The sequence below is a fragment of the Lentzea sp. NEAU-D7 genome, assembly GCF_026242055.1.
Classification (GTDB): Bacteria; Actinomycetota; Actinomycetes; order Mycobacteriales; family Pseudonocardiaceae; genus Lentzea.
Genome location: NZ_JAPJDL010000020.1, coordinates 49700 through 64600 on the forward strand (window position 1 = coordinate 49700; position 14901 = coordinate 64600).

At 69.5% G+C, this 14901-nt stretch carries 12 protein-coding genes; 5 read left to right on the forward strand and 7 right to left on the reverse strand.

Annotation, left to right across the window (positions count from 1 at the left end):
• Positions 1-4 precede the first annotated feature (4 nt).
• Positions 5-703: a response regulator transcription factor gene (locus ORI60_RS33005; protein WP_266041914.1), complete on the reverse strand. Its 699-nt coding sequence runs from the start codon at positions 701-703 to the stop codon at positions 5-7.
• 136 nt (positions 704-839) lie between these two features.
• On the opposite strand from ORI60_RS33005, the gene ORI60_RS33010 reads away from it, so the two are divergent.
• Genes ORI60_RS33010 through ORI60_RS33020 form a run of 3 tightly spaced genes read left to right on the forward strand, consistent with a single transcriptional unit; the run spans position 840 to position 3456 of the window.
• Positions 840-2198, forward strand: a complete 1359-nt coding sequence (locus tag ORI60_RS33010) for a ferredoxin reductase family protein (RefSeq protein ID WP_266041915.1) — start codon at positions 840-842, stop codon at positions 2196-2198.
• Positions 2199-2212: 14 nt separating this feature from the next.
• Entirely contained in the window at positions 2213-2713 is a 501-nt protein-coding gene (locus tag ORI60_RS33015) for an FMN-binding protein (protein WP_266041916.1), read from the forward strand.
• 8 nt (positions 2714-2721) lie between these two features.
• Positions 2722-3456 (forward strand): FAD:protein FMN transferase, encoded by a 735-nt coding sequence (locus ORI60_RS33020; RefSeq protein WP_266041917.1) that lies wholly within the window; start codon positions 2722-2724, stop codon positions 3454-3456.
• 365 nt (positions 3457-3821) lie between these two features.
• Here the strand turns inward: ORI60_RS33020 and ORI60_RS33025 are convergent, their stop codons facing one another.
• Entirely contained in the window at positions 3822-4856 is a 1035-nt protein-coding gene (locus tag ORI60_RS33025) for an ADP-ribosylglycohydrolase family protein (protein WP_266041918.1), read from the reverse strand.
• A 101-nt stretch (positions 4857-4957) separates the two neighbouring features.
• On the opposite strand from ORI60_RS33025, the gene ORI60_RS33030 reads away from it, so the two are divergent.
• Positions 4958-7723 carry an AfsR/SARP family transcriptional regulator gene (locus tag ORI60_RS33030; RefSeq protein WP_266041919.1) on the forward strand — a complete coding sequence of 922 codons (2766 nt, stop codon included), beginning with the start codon at positions 4958-4960 and terminating at the stop codon, positions 7721-7723.
• Positions 7724-7869: 146 nt separating this feature from the next.
• Here the strand turns inward: ORI60_RS33030 and ORI60_RS33035 are convergent, their stop codons facing one another.
• Both ORI60_RS33035 and ORI60_RS33040 read right to left on the reverse strand, forming a co-directional pair.
• Positions 7870-8640 carry an SGNH/GDSL hydrolase family protein gene (locus tag ORI60_RS33035; RefSeq protein ID WP_266041920.1) on the reverse strand — a complete coding sequence of 257 codons (771 nt, stop codon included), beginning with the start codon at positions 8638-8640 and terminating at the stop codon, positions 7870-7872.
• A 726-nt stretch (positions 8641-9366) separates the two neighbouring features.
• Positions 9367-10380 carry an N-acetylglucosamine kinase gene (locus ORI60_RS33040; RefSeq protein ID WP_266041921.1) on the reverse strand — a complete coding sequence of 338 codons (1014 nt, stop codon included), beginning with the start codon at positions 10378-10380 and terminating at the stop codon, positions 9367-9369.
• A 152-nt stretch (positions 10381-10532) separates the two neighbouring features.
• Here ORI60_RS33040 and ORI60_RS33045 point away from each other — a divergent pair, with 152 nt between their 5' ends.
• Complete coding sequence (locus tag ORI60_RS33045; RefSeq protein WP_323055968.1) at positions 10533-11726, forward strand: transposase; 1194 nt, start codon at positions 10533-10535, stop codon at positions 11724-11726.
• Positions 11727-11764: 38 nt separating this feature from the next.
• Here ORI60_RS33045 and ORI60_RS33050 read toward each other — a convergent pair whose 3' ends face one another.
• The 3 genes from ORI60_RS33050 to ORI60_RS33060 are packed head-to-tail and all read right to left on the reverse strand — an operon-like array spanning position 11765 to position 14894.
• A complete protein-coding gene (locus tag ORI60_RS33050; protein ID WP_266041922.1) occupies positions 11765-13033 on the reverse strand; it encodes a 6-phospho-beta-glucosidase in 1269 nt (422 codons plus the stop codon).
• Positions 13030-13923: a carbohydrate ABC transporter permease gene (locus tag ORI60_RS33055; protein WP_266041923.1), complete on the reverse strand. Its 894-nt coding sequence runs from the start codon at positions 13921-13923 to the stop codon at positions 13030-13032. The genes ORI60_RS33050 and ORI60_RS33055 overlap by 4 nt, the downstream gene beginning before the upstream one ends.
• Positions 13920-14894, reverse strand: coding sequence for a carbohydrate ABC transporter permease (locus ORI60_RS33060; RefSeq protein ID WP_266041924.1), 975 nt, complete (start codon positions 14892-14894; stop codon positions 13920-13922). Before ORI60_RS33060 ends, ORI60_RS33055 begins: the two co-directional genes overlap by 4 nt.
• Positions 14895-14901 lie beyond the last annotated feature (7 nt).

Consider the following 14901-nt stretch of genomic DNA (forward strand, 5'->3'; position numbering starts at 1 on the left):
GGGCTCACTCCGCTGCTCGGCGGAGCACGTACCCCACACCGCGCACGGTGTGGATCAACGGCTCGCGGCCGTCGTCGAGCTTGCGGCGCAGGTGGGAGATGACGAGCTCGACCACGTTCGAACGGCCGCCGAAGTCGTACTCCCACACGTGGTCGAGGATCTGCGCCTTCGTGAGCACGGCCGGCGAGCGCCGCATCAGGTACCGCAGCAGCTCGTACTCGGTCGGGGTCAGCGTCACGAGCTTGCCGCCGCGGCGGACCTCGCGGGTGTCCTCGTCCATCACCAGGTCGGAGACCTTCAGCACCGACCGCTTCCACGACGGACCCGTCGAGCGGCGCAGCACGGCCCGGAGCCGGGCCATCAGCTCCTCGACCGAAAAAGGTTTCACGAGGTAGTCGTCGCCGCCCCTGGTGAGCCCCGCCACCCGGTCCGCGGTGCCGTCACGGGCCGTCAGGAAGACCACCGGCACCATCGCGCCGGCTGCTCGCATTCGATCGAGAACGGTGAATCCGTCGAGGTCAGGCAGCATGAGGTCGAGCACGACGATGTCGGGTTGGAACTCGGCGGCCTCTCTGAGGGCCTCTTCGCCGCTGAGCGCGGTCGCGGCCTGCCAGCCCTCGTACCGGGCGACCGTCGCGACCAGGTCAGCGATGTGCGGCTCGTCGTCCACGACGAGCAATCGAACCGAATTCCCCTTGTCCACGTGCTCATGGTGCGTCACCTGATGGCCCTCCCGCTCGATCGACAGGAAGTCGACAGCGCGGGCAAAGGAGAGCCACAGCTCGAACGCAAAGGATCGAGACCGACCGCCAGAGACCGCCCTGACCGAGGAGCCCGCCGTGACGACCACCCTGCAGCCCCCCGTGCGACCGGCCGCGGCCGGCCGGGCGACGCCGCACAAGGTGCTGGCCAAAGCCGGCCTCTACGTGTTCCTCCTCGCCAACGCGGCCTTCGTGACCTACCTGTTCAACGCGGCGGGCGTCGGCTCGAACAAGCTCGTCAACTTCGGCCGGCTCGCGGGCCTGTACGGCGCGCTCGCCATGGCGTTCCAGCTGCTCCTGGTGGCGCGGCTGCCGTGGCTCGACCGGCGCCTGGGCATGGACAAGCTCACCTCGTGGCACCGCTGGGTCGGCTTCACGATCTTCTTCACCCTGGTCGGTCACCTGGTCTTCATCGCGTTCGGCAACGCGGGCCCCGACGGTCCGATCGCCGAGATCATCCGGCAGGCGACCGAGCTGGAGGGCATCCTCCGCGCGCTCGTGGCGTGGGCGATCATCATGGTCGTCGGCGTCGTCTCGGCCCGCTTCGCGCGGCGCCGGCTGGCGTACGAGACCTGGCACTTCATCCACCTGTACACCTACATCGCGATCTTCCTGGCGTTCTCGCACCAGGTCGCGGTGGGCAGCACGTTCCGCAAGTCCGCGCTCGCGACCGGCTACTGGTGGGGCCTCTGGGCGTTCGCGCTCGGCTCCGTCCTCATCGGACGCGTGGTGCTCCCGCTCTACCGCAACTGGCGGCACCAGTTCCGGGTCGCCGCCGTGGTGCCCGAGGCGCACAACGTCGTCTCGGTCTACATCGAGGGCAAGGACCTCGACCAGCTCGGCGCCAGGGCGGGCCAGTTCTTCCTCTGGCGCTTCCTGACCAAGGACCGCTGGTGGCAGGCCAACCCGTTCTCGCTGTCCGCGGCGCCGAACGGCAAGTACCTGCGCCTCACCGCGAAGGCCCTGGGCACCGGCAGCGCGGACATCCGCAACATCGCCGTCGGCACCCGCGTGTTCGCCGAGGGCCCGTACGGCGCCTTCACGACCATGCACCAGATCAAGCCCAACGCGCTGCTCGTCGCGGGCGGCGTTGGCGTCACACCGGTCCGCGCGCTGCTGGAGGAGATCAAGGGCCACGTCGTGGTGCTCTACCGGGTCAGCGACCCGCGCGAAGCCGTGCTGCTGCGCGAGCTCGAAGGCCTCGCCAGGGCCAAGGGCGCCGTGCTGCGCCTGGTCACCGGTTCCTCGAAGACCATCACCGCGAACGGTCCGCTGCTCGGTCCGGAGAACATCGTCGCGCTCGTGCCGGACGTGCAGGACCGTGACGTGTTCATCTGCGGCCCCGGCGGCATGACCGACGCGGTGATCACCAGCCTCGACGAACTGGGAGTGCCCAGCAACCAGATCCACGCCGAGCGCTTCGCGCTGGCCAACTGAGAGGGTCCGACGACGTGAAGAGGGCAATTCCCGTTCTGGCGCTGAGCGTGGCCGGCCTGGTTCCGGTCTGGATCTACTCGCCGGGTGCCGCGCACGAGGGCGAGATCAACGAGGCCGCCGCCGCACCACCGGCCCAGACCCAGCAGCAGACGACCGCGCCGCGGACGACGGCACCGCAGACCACCGGCTCCGCGCCGAAGGCGACCGGGGCCGCGCCTAAGACGACGCAGCAGCAGACCACCCAGCAGCAGGCCCAGAACCGCACCGTGCCCGGGCCCGCGGTGAACACCTCCGAAGGCACCGTGCAGGTGCAGGTGACGTTGCAGGGCACCAAGATCGTCGACGTGAAGGCGTTGCGGGCACCCAACAGCAACCCGACCAGGATGGCGCTGCCGCTGCTGCGGGAGTCGGCCCTGAAGGCGCAGAGCGCCGACATCGACACGGTGTCCGGCGCGACCGCGACCTCCGAGGGCTACAAGCAGTCGCTGCAGGCCGCGATCGACGGGGCGCAGTAGAAGTGGCCGTGCGGCGCGTCGAGCACATCATGGGCCTGCCGATCTCGGTGGACCTGCGTGACGGCGACGCCGCGCTCGCCGAGCGGGCCTTCGACTGGCTGCGCGAGGCGGACGCCCGGTTCTCGCCGTTCAAGCCCGACAGCGAGGTGTCCCGGCTCGACCGGGGTGAGCTCACCAGGGACGAGCTCACCCCGGACCTCGTCGAGGTCCTCTCGCTGTGCGACTGGTACGAGCAGTCGACGGGCGGCGCGTTCACGGCACGGGTCCCGGGACGCGGACTGGACCCGTGCGCGGTCGTGAAGGGCTGGGCCGTGCAACGGGCTGCGGACGTGCTGCGCGAAGGCGGCGCCACGTCGTTCTGCGTCAACGCCGGCGGCGACGTCGTGACGGCCGGCGAGCCCGAACCCGGAAAGCCTTGGCGCGTCGGCGTTCGGCATCCCGATCTCGCCGACCAGCTCAGCGTCGTGCTCGGCGTGCGCGACGGAGCCGTTGCCACGTCAGCGTTGTACGAACGCGGCCAGCACATCCTGGACGGCCGTACCGGTCAGCCGGTCACGGGAATCCTGTCGGTCACGGTTTTCTCCGACGACCTCGCTATCGCGGATACCACTGCCACAGCAGCGTTTGCGCTGGGCAGGGACGGGATCGAGTGGGCGGCGGAGCAGGAGGACTGCGAGATCTTCATCGTCGACGAAGATCGTCGCGTGTACTCCAGCCCTGGACTTCCCGTACACATCTGTTAACATGCTCGCCCAACGGAGCCTTGACTCCGGGGCATGATTTCGTTGATCAAGAGCTGGATCGGAGCTCGCGCTCGGGGCAAGACCCGGCCTGCTGTCGACCAACTACTCGTGCGAGAAGGCCTGCTGTGGCGCGAATTCGGGAGCGCGCCCAGCAGGCCTTCTCTGTGTTTGTTGGCCGCTGTGTTTGTTGGCCGCTGCTCCGCAGACGGCGGCGAGTTCGCCGGGAAGCTGGTCGTCCGCCCGCCGCTTCGCCCCGATTGGGCTTCGCCGAATCGAGACGAAGAGGCGAACGGACGACCAGCGCGAACTCGCAACATCGCGCGCTTGGCTGACGAGCTGGGCGCGTGGGCCATGGACGGAGTGGGTTACGCGTAGCGGTCTTCGTTGAAGTCCAGGTTCACTGCCGACATGCCGAGGTCGCGGCCCATCGCGTCCAGCACGTCCACCATCTCCAGGCCCATCAGCCAGTCGCGGGGCAGTGCTTCGGTGCCGTGCAGCGCGCCGAGGACGTTGCCCGTCAACGCCGCCGTGGCGTCGCTGCCGCCGGAGTGGTTCGCGGCGGCGCGCATCGCGTCCACGAACTGCGACGGCTTCGGGTGCGTGAGCACGGTGTAGACCGCGATCGCCAGCGCCTCGGGGCCGGTCCAGCCGCTGCCGAGCCGGTCGACGCGCACGGGTGACGAACCGTCGTGCTCGTCGGCCAGCACCACGGCGCGCGTCAGCACCGTCGCCGTGTACGTGTCGTCGCGCAGCACCCGGCCGATGACCTGGTCGATGGCCTCGCGCAACGGCCTGGCCTTCACGGCGAGCAGGTGGACCAGCAGCGCCAGCGCGCCGCCGGACACCCAGCCGCCCGTGCCGCCGTGCGTCAGCGCCGCGAACCGGCAGCCGAGGTCGTACGCGATCGCCGCGGACGGCGCGAAGCCCGCCGGCGCGGTGCGGGTGACGCCGTTGCAGCCGGACGACTCGTTGTGCGGGTTCTCCGGAGTGGACGGTGTCTCGGCGGCCAGCGCGCGCAGGCACGTCAGGCCCGGCGAGCGGCTCTCGTACAGCCGTTCGTCGGCGAGCAGCCCGGTCGCCCCGCGTTCGGGGGCCGGTTGCTGCTGGGTGATCAGCCAGCGCCGATAGCTGTGCCAGACCATCTGGGACGGTTCCCACTCACCGGTGCGCTTGCCGCGCACCCAGGCGCGCAGGTAGCCGTCGGCGGTGAACAACGTCAGCTGGGTGTCGTCGGTGAACAGCGCGGGCTTCGGCGGCCCCATGACGCCCTCGGGGCCGTGTTCGCGCTGGATGTCGGCCAGGCCGAGGTACTGCACGGGCGCACCGAGCGCATCACCGAGAGCGCCGCCGAGAAGGCACCCGGCGCCGCGGTCAACCACGGAGTTCCTGTCTCGCGGCACGTGTGAACAGTAGCGTCCCGCGAATCCGGGTCGTACTTGTATCTGAGACTCGGGCTCGCGCACCTGTTGAAGTGACGAGGTCAGCGCACCTGAGGAGGGGCATGCGGAGCAAAACCGGACTCGAGTTCGGCGTGCTCGGTCCACTTCAGGTGCTCGCGGACGGACGGCTCGTCCAGCTGGGCCGTCGTGGCATGCGCGGGTTGCTGGCCATGCTGGTCGTCGAGGCGAACCGACCCGTCTCGATCGACCAGATCGTCGACGCGCTGTGGACGGACACGCCTCCGGCCACGGCGCGGACGATCGTGCACGGGTACGTCTCGCGGTTGCGGAAGGTGCTGGAGGAGTCCGATCCCGCGGGCTCCGCGGTCATCCGCACCACGCCGACGGGCTACCAGCTGACCGTCGACCCGTGGCGTCTCGACCTGCACCGCGCCCGGCAGCTCGTGGCGTCGTCCCGCGGCAAGCCCGCCGCCATCAGGGCGGGCCTGCTGCGCGAGGCGCTGGGGCTGTGGCGCGGGCCGGTGCTCGCGGACGTGCCCGGAGACCCGATGACGTCCGATCTGGAAGAGCTGCGGCTGTCGGCGCTGGAGGAGCGCATCGACGCCGAGCTCGAGCTCGGCCGCCACCTGGAGCTGGTGGGCGAGCTGCGCGGGCTGTGCACCGAGTACCCGTTCCGGGAACGGCTGGTCGCGCACAGCATGCGCGCCCTGTACCGCTCCGGGCAGCGCGCCGACGCGCTGGAGGCCTACCAGCGGTTCCAGCGCCGCGCGGTGGACGAGCTGGGCATCGACCCCGGCCCGCAGCTGCGCGCGCTGCACGAGCAGGTGCTGCGCGACGACCCGTCGTTGAGCGTGGTCGGCCCGGTCGAGTCGCGTCCCGTCGCGCCGCGCGCGGGGATCGTGGCACCGGCGTTGCTGCCCGCTTCCGCGTCGCGGCTGTTCGGCCGGGACGACGACAGGTCGTGGCTGGACGTGGTCGTAGGGGCGCGGAACCTGCTGGCGACGTCGGTCGCCGTGCTGACCGGTGCGCCCGGTGTCGGCAAGAGCGCCCTCGCGATCACGTGGGGGCACGAGAACTCCGAGCTGTTCCCGCACGGCGTGCTGTTCGCCGCGCTGGGGGACACCGAGCCGGGCGAGGTGCTGACCCGGTTCCTGGTGGCGCTGGGCGTACCGGCGGACGGCGTGCCGGTCGGCGTCGAGGACCGCGTCGGGCTGTACCGCTCGCTGCTCAACCGCCGCCGCGTGCTGGTGGTGCTGGACGACGTGACGGCGTTCGACCAGGTCCAGCCTCTGCTGCCGCCGGGGTCCGGCTCGGTGGTGCTGGTGACGTCGCGGTCCCAGATGGAACGGCTCGTCGTCACCAACAGCGCCCGCGTGCGCAAGCTCGGCCCGCTGGACGACTCGGCGGCGCGCGACCTGGTGGACGACGTGCTGGGCAGGCCCCTGTCCCAGGAGGACCCGGTGGCCGCGCAGAAGCTCGCCGAACTGTGCGGAGGGCTGCCGCTCGCGCTGCGGGTGGCCGCCGCGAAGCTCGTGATCAGTCCGGAGTGGACTGTCGAGGAACTGGTGGGGGAACTGGCCGACGACGGCCACCGGATGCGCGGCCTGGACCTGCCGGAGGCGGGGATGGGCGTGTCGCGGGCTCTGGACCTCTCGACGCGTGATCTCCCGTCCGACCTCGGCGAGGTCTTCCGGTCCGTCGGCCTGGCGCCCGGCCCGTGGATGTCGTCGCACGCCGTCGCCGCGCTGAACCGCATCCAGGTCGACTCGGCCCGGTCCCGGCTGGCCCAGCTCGTCGGGGTGAACCTGCTGGTCGAACCGTGGCCGGACGGCTTCTCCATGCACGAACTGGTGCGCCTGTACGTGCGGGGAGCGGGCCACGCGGACCTGGACTCGTTGCGGCGCCTGGTGAGCTACTACCTCGTCGCGTGCGACCACGTGCGCCGGGCCATCCGGCCCGCCCGCGACGGCCTGGACTTCGCGTTGGCGGACAACGGTTGCACGGCCCTGCCGGCGTTCGGCGACCCGATCGGCTGGTTCGACCGTGAGTGGCCCAACATCGTGGCGGTCGTGCACGCGTGCGCCGAAAGGGGCCTGCACGACCAGGTGTGGCAGCTGGTCCGGTTGCTGCACCACTACGCGACCGCGCGCGCACTCACCGGGGAGTGGGTGGCGCTGGTCGGGTTCGGCCTGGCCGCGGCCGAGGTGACGGGGAGCCGCCTCGGCCAGATCCTCATGCTGGACACGACCTACACGACGAACGCCCGGCTGGGACGTCCCGTCCTGCTGCCGGACGCCCGCCGCGCGCACCGGCTCGCGACGGAGCTGGGGGAGCGCCAGTACCTCGTGCTGACGCTCGCCCAGCTCGCCGACGTCCTGTTCCGGCTGGAGCAGCACGACGAGGCGCTGCTGCACTTCTGGGAGTCCGTGCAGCTCGCCCAGCAGTCCGGTGACGTCGTCGGCGAGGCACACGGCCTGAACAACGTGGCGCAGGTCGAACAGGCCCGTGGCCACGTGGAAGTCGCTCTGCGGCACCAGGCCCACGCCGTCGAGGTGTACCGGCGCTCGGGCGACAACGTCGCGCTGATCCGCGGTCTCGCCAACCTGGCCGAGCTGCACCTGGAAGCCGGCGCGCTGGACCAGGCCGAGATGCTGGCCCGCCAGGTCGTCGACCAGGCGGCCGTCGCCGAGGTGACGTACCTCGAAGGTTTCGGGCGGCACGTGCTCGGCGGAGTGTTGCTCCGGCGGGCGGAATGGGCCGCCGCGGCGGCGGAACTGACGGAGGCGCTGCGCCTGTACGCGCAGGTCAATTCGGCTCGTGCGGTGGAGGTCCGGACCCTGCTGGACTCCCTCTCGTCCGAGGTTTAGCGGACGTTTAGTCGTCTGGTCCCAAAGCATGGGATGTTGGAGCAGCAGGCCGCCGAGTGGGGGATTACCGAGGGGGTAAGGCGCCTGCGTCTGGAGGGCCCGACCGGCATTCGGGGGAGAGTGCCGGTCGGGCCTTCCGCTTTGCTTCAGCCGACGACGCGGCTTTCGTCGCTGCAGCGCGCCATGGGCAGCAGCTCGGGCCGCTTGGGCGCCAGGCCGTCACCCATCGACTCACCCCGGAGCGTGCGGCCGATCCACGGCACCACGTGTTCGCGCGCCCACTTGAGGTCGGCCTTGCGCTGGGTGACCCAGTCGATCTGCTGCAGCGCGGGCCACGGCTCGTTCCAGGATTCGTCGTCGATCAGCCCGAGCACCTTGGCGGCCTTGAGCGCGACGCGCTGGTGGCCCTCCGGCGAGAGGTGCAGCCGGTCCTCGCTCCACGCGCGACGGTCGTGCAACGGGTGCATGGCCCACAGGTCGACCATCCGGCAGTGGTACCGCTCGGCGATCGACCACAGGTGCGAGTTGTAGATGGCCACCTTGCCGCGGATGCTCCTGAGCAGCGGCGTCGAGCGCGTGTCGAACCCGGTGAAGATCACGACGTCGCAGCCGGTGGACCTGAGCTCGGCCACGGCCACCTCGTAGACCTCGGCCAGCGCGTCCGGGTCGCTGTTGGGCAGCATGATGTCGTTGCCGCCGCCGCAGAACGTCACCAGGTCCGGCTTCAGCGACATCGCGAGCGGCACCTGGTCGTCGATGATCTCCTGCAGCATCTTGCCTCTGACCGCGAGGTTGGCGTACCTGAACTCAGGTGCCCGCTGGGCGATCATGCCCGCCAGGCGGTCCGCCCAGCCCACGTAGGTGTCGCCGGGGCCGGGGTCGTCCATGCCCTCGGTGAAGCTGTCCCCCAGGGACACGAGACTGTTCCATCGCAGCAGCACTACATCCCCCTTGCTCGTACGACGTTCGTCCTGTCGGTCGTCGGCGGGCTCCCGACCGCAGACGACTAATTAGCATGCACAACGAACCCTTGGTTACGCCACCGTCGGTTACGGCATCGTAGGTTTTGTCGCTGTGCGTGACGATTCTTTTACCACTCGATCGAGCGAAGCTGGAGGATGATCCGGGGGATTCGTCTCATTCTGTCGCTACCTTCTGCCGGGTGCGTTCTGGTTTGCCGCTTCCGTTCCTTTTCCTCGGTGTCGCGCTTGTCACAGGCGCACTGCTGGCCGGGGTCGCGCTGAGCGGTCCGGCCCTGCCCGGAGCCGACGGGCGTGGCTCGGTCACGCCGCCTCCTCATTCCAATCCGGTGGTCACGCCGGAGGCCGGGTCACCTCCGGGGAGCGTCGCCGCGACGACCGTGGTGCCTTCCGGTGCGGTGCCCGCGGTGTCGCCCGCAGTGTTGCCCACAGATGTTTCGTCCGCTGTCCCGAACGCCGAAAACCCCCGCAACGACCTCGGCGCGTGAGGTCGCTGCGGGGGTCGTCGGGCCTTTCCGAGGAGCGCCGCCGCCGGACTTGCTCCCCGGAAAGGGCTGAGGCCACTGCTCGGGACGCCGCCGCCGTGATGTCCCGAGCAGTGGGGCTGGGACCGTCTCAGGGGGCACCGCCGCCGATCAGCCCCCTGAGACGGGGTCTGGTGGGCTAGCCGCTCGCCGCCACGTCGAGGACGGCCGTTGGGACGTGGTCGTTGTAGGCCGAGCGCAGCCTGAGCTCCGCGCCCGGCGAGGCCCCGATGTGGTCGAGGCCCAGCAGCGCCGCACCCACCACGGGTGGCACGTCGACCAGGCGGACCTGGGCGAGCGGGGCGGCTTCCAGGATCTGCTGACGAACCGGGCCGACCACCGTGTCGCCGGTGTGCGTGAGCACTCCGCCGCCCAGCACCACGTCCACGGGCTCGTTCATCAGGTCGAGCTTGCGCATGGAGACGGTCGCGAGCAGGACGATCTCCTCGATCAGGCGGTCGACCTGTTCCAGGGCAACGGAATCGCCCTGCGCGGCCACCTCGAACACCAACGGGCAGAGCGCGTGCGGGTCCAGTTCGATCTCCTCGAAGTGGATCTTCTCGACCACCTTGGCGATCGACTTCTCGCCGTAGTGCGCGAGAAGCGCGTCCAGCAGCAGGGTCGGCTTGCCCCGGCCGTCCTCCGCGCGCACGGCGTGCCAGAGGGCGTCGTTGCCGAGCTGGCCGCCGCCTCCCCAGTCACCGGAGATGGCGCCCAGAGCGGGGAACCGGTGAGTCCGCCCGTCCCTGGCCACGCCCACCGCGTTGATGCCCGCGCCGCAGACGACCGCCACGCCGCCGGCGGCCGCGGTGCCCGCCCGCAGGAGCGCGAAGGTGTCGTTGCCGACGAACGTCGTGGTCGACCAGCCCCGCTCGGTGATCGCCCGCGTCAGGTCCTCCTCCTCGCGGGGCAGGTCCGCTCCCGCGAGGTAGGCGGACGTGTGCGAGGCGATCGGCTCGTCGGGGGACAGTCCCGCCTGAGCTGCGGCCTCGCGTGCCAGTCCCTCGAACACGTCGAGTCCGCGCTTCATGCCCACGGTCTGAGGCGGGGCACCAGGGCCGCGCACCTGCGCGAGCACCTTGCCGTCCGCGTCGACCAGCAGCACAGCGGTCTTGCTGTTCCCACCGTCGATGGCGAGCACCCGGTCGGTCATCTGAAGTCCTCCGAGGAGACCTCGTCGTTCAAGACGAGGAGGAATCGGGCTTCTGCAAAGCAGAGCGGGAACGGCCGTGTCGTCGTCGGGGCGATGCGGTGTCCACGATCCGGCCTCACAGAGGCACGCAGTGGCCGAGTAATCTGTGAGCGGTGAACGGGCTGGTGAAGCGGGCGTTTCGGTACCGCTTCTATCCGAGCGAGGCGCAAGCGGCTGAGTTGTCGCGCACGTTCGGATGTGTCCGCAAGGTGTACAACTTGGCGTTGCAGGCCCGTGCGGAGGCGTGGACGCTGCGTGGGGAGCGGGTCGGTTACGAGGCCACGTCGGCGTTGCTGACCGTGTGGAAGCGCACTGAGGAGTTGGCGTTTCTGGCCGAGGTGTCGTCGGTGCCGTTGCAGCAGGCGTTGCGGCATCTGCAGGCCGGGTTCACGAACTTCTTCGCCAAGCGTGCGAGGTTTCCGCGGTTCAAGTCGCGGAAGAAGTCGCGCGCTTCGGCGGAGTACACGCGGTCGGCGTTCCGCTGGCGTGACGGTGCGCTGACGCTGGCCAAGATGGCCGAGCCGCTGGACATCCGCTGGTCCCGGCCTCTGCCCGAGGGCGCGGTGCCGTCGACGGTGACGGTGTCGCGGGATGCGGCCGGGCGCTGGTTCGTGTCCCTGTTGTGCGACGACCCCGGCGTGACACCGTTGCCCGCCACCGATGCGGTCATCGGTGTCGATGCCGGTCTCGACCACCTGCTGGTGCTCTCGACCGGAGAGAAGATCGGCAATCCCCGCCACGAGCGCCGCGACCGCGCGGCGCTCGCGAAGGCGCAGCGGGCGTTGTGCCGCAAGCAAAAGGGCAGCGCCAACCGGAACAAGGCCCGCGTCAAGGTCGCCCGTGTCCACGCCCGGATCGCCGATCGGCGATCCGACTTCCTGCACAAGATCACCACTCGGCTCGTGCGTGAAACCCAAACGCTCGTGATCGAGGATCTGGCGGTGTCGAACATGGTCGGCAACCATCGCCTGGCGCGTGCGATCAATGACGCGGGCTGGCGCCGGTTCCGGCAATTGCTGCTGTACAAGGCGAACTGGTACGGGCGGGACGTGATCGTCGTTGATCGCTGGTTCCCGTCGTCGAAGCTGTGCTCGGTCTGCGGTGAGCTCGCGGCAGTGATGCCGTTGCAGGTGCGCACGTGGACCTGTGCCTGCGGCACGACCCATGACCGGGACGTGAACGCGGCACGCAACATTCTGGCCGCCGGGCTGGCGGTGACAGTCTGTGGAGCCGGTGTAAGACCTCAACGGAACCCTCCGGGCGGGCAGTCGGCGACGAAGCAGAAAACCCTGCGGCGCGAGCCGTAGGAATCCCCTCGTTGAAGAGGGAAAGGAAGCCAACGTTGTCAGTTTCCCTTCACCCACGGCAGCAGGTCGCGGTTCTGCGCGATCAGCTCGTCGGCCAGCTGGTCCGCGATGGCGTGCTGGCCGATCAGCGGGTGCGCGAGCAGCGCGTTCGCCACTCGGTCGCGGCCACCGTGCCTGGCCGCTTCCAGTGCCAGGTACTCGTACGCGGTGACGTGCGAGATCAGGCCGGAGATGGACGGTTCCACCGGACGCACCGGCAGCGCCTTGCCGCCGTTCGCGTCCACTGTGGATGACACCTCGATCACGGCGTCGTCGGGCAGGAAGGGCAGCGAGCCGTTGTTCTGCACGTTCACGACGTGCTTCTCAGCGCCTTCGCCGCCGGTCAGCGCGTGCACCAGCTGCACGGCCGCCTCGGAGTAGTACGCGCCGCCGCGCTGCGACAGCTGCTCCGGCTTCGTCACGACCGACGGGTCGCCGTAGATGTCGAGCAGTTCCTTCTCGACCGCCGCCACGACCTCGGCGCGCGGCGGTTCGGAGAGCTGCTTCTTCACGACGGCGTCGTGGTTGTAGAAGTAGTTCAGGTAGTACGAGGGCACCATGTTCAGGCGCCGCATCAGGCCGCCGTCGATGCCGATGTGCTCCGCCAGGCCCTCGACGTGGTCGGCGAGGAGCTCCGGCAGGCGGTCGACGCCGTCGACGTACACGCCGCGTTCCCACGTCAGGTGGTTCAGGCCGACGTGCTCCAGCTCCACAGTGGACGGATCGACGCCGAGCAGCGCGGACGTCCAGCGCTGGAACGTGATCGCCACGTTGCACAGGCCGATGGCCTTGTGGCCCTCCTGCAGGAGGGCCCGCGTCACGATGCCGACCGGGTTCGTGAAGTTCACGATCCACGTGTCGGGACCGGCGATGCGGCGCACCTTGTCGGCGATGTCCAGGACCACCGGCACGGTCCGCAGGGCCTTGGCGAGGCCTCCCGCGCCGGTGGTCTCCTGGCCGACGCACCCGCAGGTCAGCGGGAACGTCTCGTCCGAGGCACGCGCCTTCTGCCCGCCGACGCGCAGCTGCAGCAGAACAGCGGACGCGCCCTCGATGCCTTCTTCGAGCGACGTGGTGGTGCGCACCTTCGCCGAGTGGCCCGCGTGCTCCAGCAGCCGTTGGCTGAACGGGCCGATCAGCGAGAGGCGGTGCTCGTCCGGGTCCACCAGGACGATCTCGTCCACCGCCAGGCTGGTGCGACGGCCGGCGATGCCGTCGATCAGCTCCGGTGTGTAGGTGGACCCGCCACCGACGACGGTGAGTTTCATCCTTTGACCCCCGTGAACGTGATTCCCTTGACGAACGACTTCTGGGCGAAGACGAAGAGGACGACGGCGGGGATCATCGTCAGGAACGTCACCGCCATCGAGGAGTTCCACTGGACGATGTGCATGCCCTTGAACGTCGCCAGCGCCAGCGACAACGTCCACTGGTCCTTGACCTCGCCGGTGTAGAGCAGCGGGCCGAAGTAGTCGTTCCAGGTGAAGAGGAAGCAGAACAGCGCGGTGGCCGCGATGCCGGGCTTCGCCATCGGCACGATGATCCGCACCAGCGCCTGGAACTCCGAGCAGCCGTCCACCCGTGCGGCGTCCACGTAGGACTGCGGGATGGTCAGCATGAACTGGCGCAGCAGGAAGATGCTGAACGCGTCGAACAGGAAGTACGGCGCGATCAACGGGATCAGCGTGCCCGTGAGGCCCAGCGAGGACCACGTGTCGTACAGCGGCACGGCGACGACCTGCGGAGGCAGCATCATCGCGCCGATGACGAGGATGAAAGCCACGTTCCGGCCGCGCCACTTCAGCTTCGCGAGCGCGTAGGCGGCGGGGATCGACGAGATCAGCATGCCCAGCGTCGCGAGCAGCGAGTACGTGAGGCTGTTGACCAGGTACTGGAAGAGCGGGGCCTTGTCGAAGACCTCGACGAAGTTCTCCCAGTGCCATTCGGTGGGCCAGAGGTTCGACGTGAACGCCTGGTTGTCCGACATCACCGCGGTGAGGAAGACGAACACGACGGGCGTGGCGAACATCAGGCCGAGCGCGAGGCCGATCGCGTGCGTCGCGACCCAGTTCAGGAAACCGGCGACGTTGCGCTTCCTGCGCGGCTGCTCCGGTTCCGCGGAGACGTCGACCGGTGGTTTGGTCAGCGTGGCGGTCATGCTCCCGGACCCCCTTCCTCAGCCGTGGAGTTCTTGCGCATCCGCTGGACCAGCACGATGGTCACGGCGAACGAGATGACGAACAGGACGGTGGCCATCGCGGCCGCGTAGCCCATGTCGAAGTAGCGGAAGCCCTGCGTGTACAGGTAGACCGGGAACGTCAGCGTCGAGTTGTCCGGGAACCCGAGGTACTTGGTCGATCCCGTCGCGTCCGCCGCTCCCGAGCCGGCCGACCCCGCGACGACCGCCTGCGTGAAGAGCTGCAACGCGAGGATCACCGAGTTCACGATGCCGAAGAGCAGCACCGGGGAGATCGTCGGCAGCGTGACGTGCCACCAGCGCCGGATCGGGCCGGCGCCGTCGAGCTCGGCGGCCTCGTACTGCTCCTGCGGCACGTCGAGGATCGCGGCGAGGATGATGATCATCAGGTCGCCGGAGATCCACAGCATGATCGCGGTGATGCCGGGCTTGGCCCACGCCGGGTCCGAGAACCACAGCGGCGAGTCGACCCCGAACCAGCCGAGGACGCTGTCCACCGGGCCGCCGTTGGGGCGCAACACCATGAAGAACACGAGTGTCGCGGCCACCGGCGGCGCCAGCGAGGGCAGGTAGCAGAGCGTCCGGATCAACCCGACGCCCGACTTGAGACGTGCGATGACCGATGCCACGCCCAGCGCGAACACCGTCCGCGCGATCGTGAGCACGACGACGAACCACAAGGTGTTCGCGATCGCCTTGGTGAGCAAGGGATCTTTGAACATGAACTCGTAGTTGGCGAGCCCGTTGAACTCCGGCGGGTTGATCAGGTCGTACTTCGTGAAGCTGAAGATGACCGTGGCGACCAGCGGATAACCGAAGAACAGGACGAAGCCGATGAGGGCCGGGGCCATGAACCCGAGCACGGCGAGACGGTGGCGGGCACGTGCCCGCCCCTTGCCGGGGGCGGGCCGCGCGCCGAGCGTGGCGGTCATCTTGCGA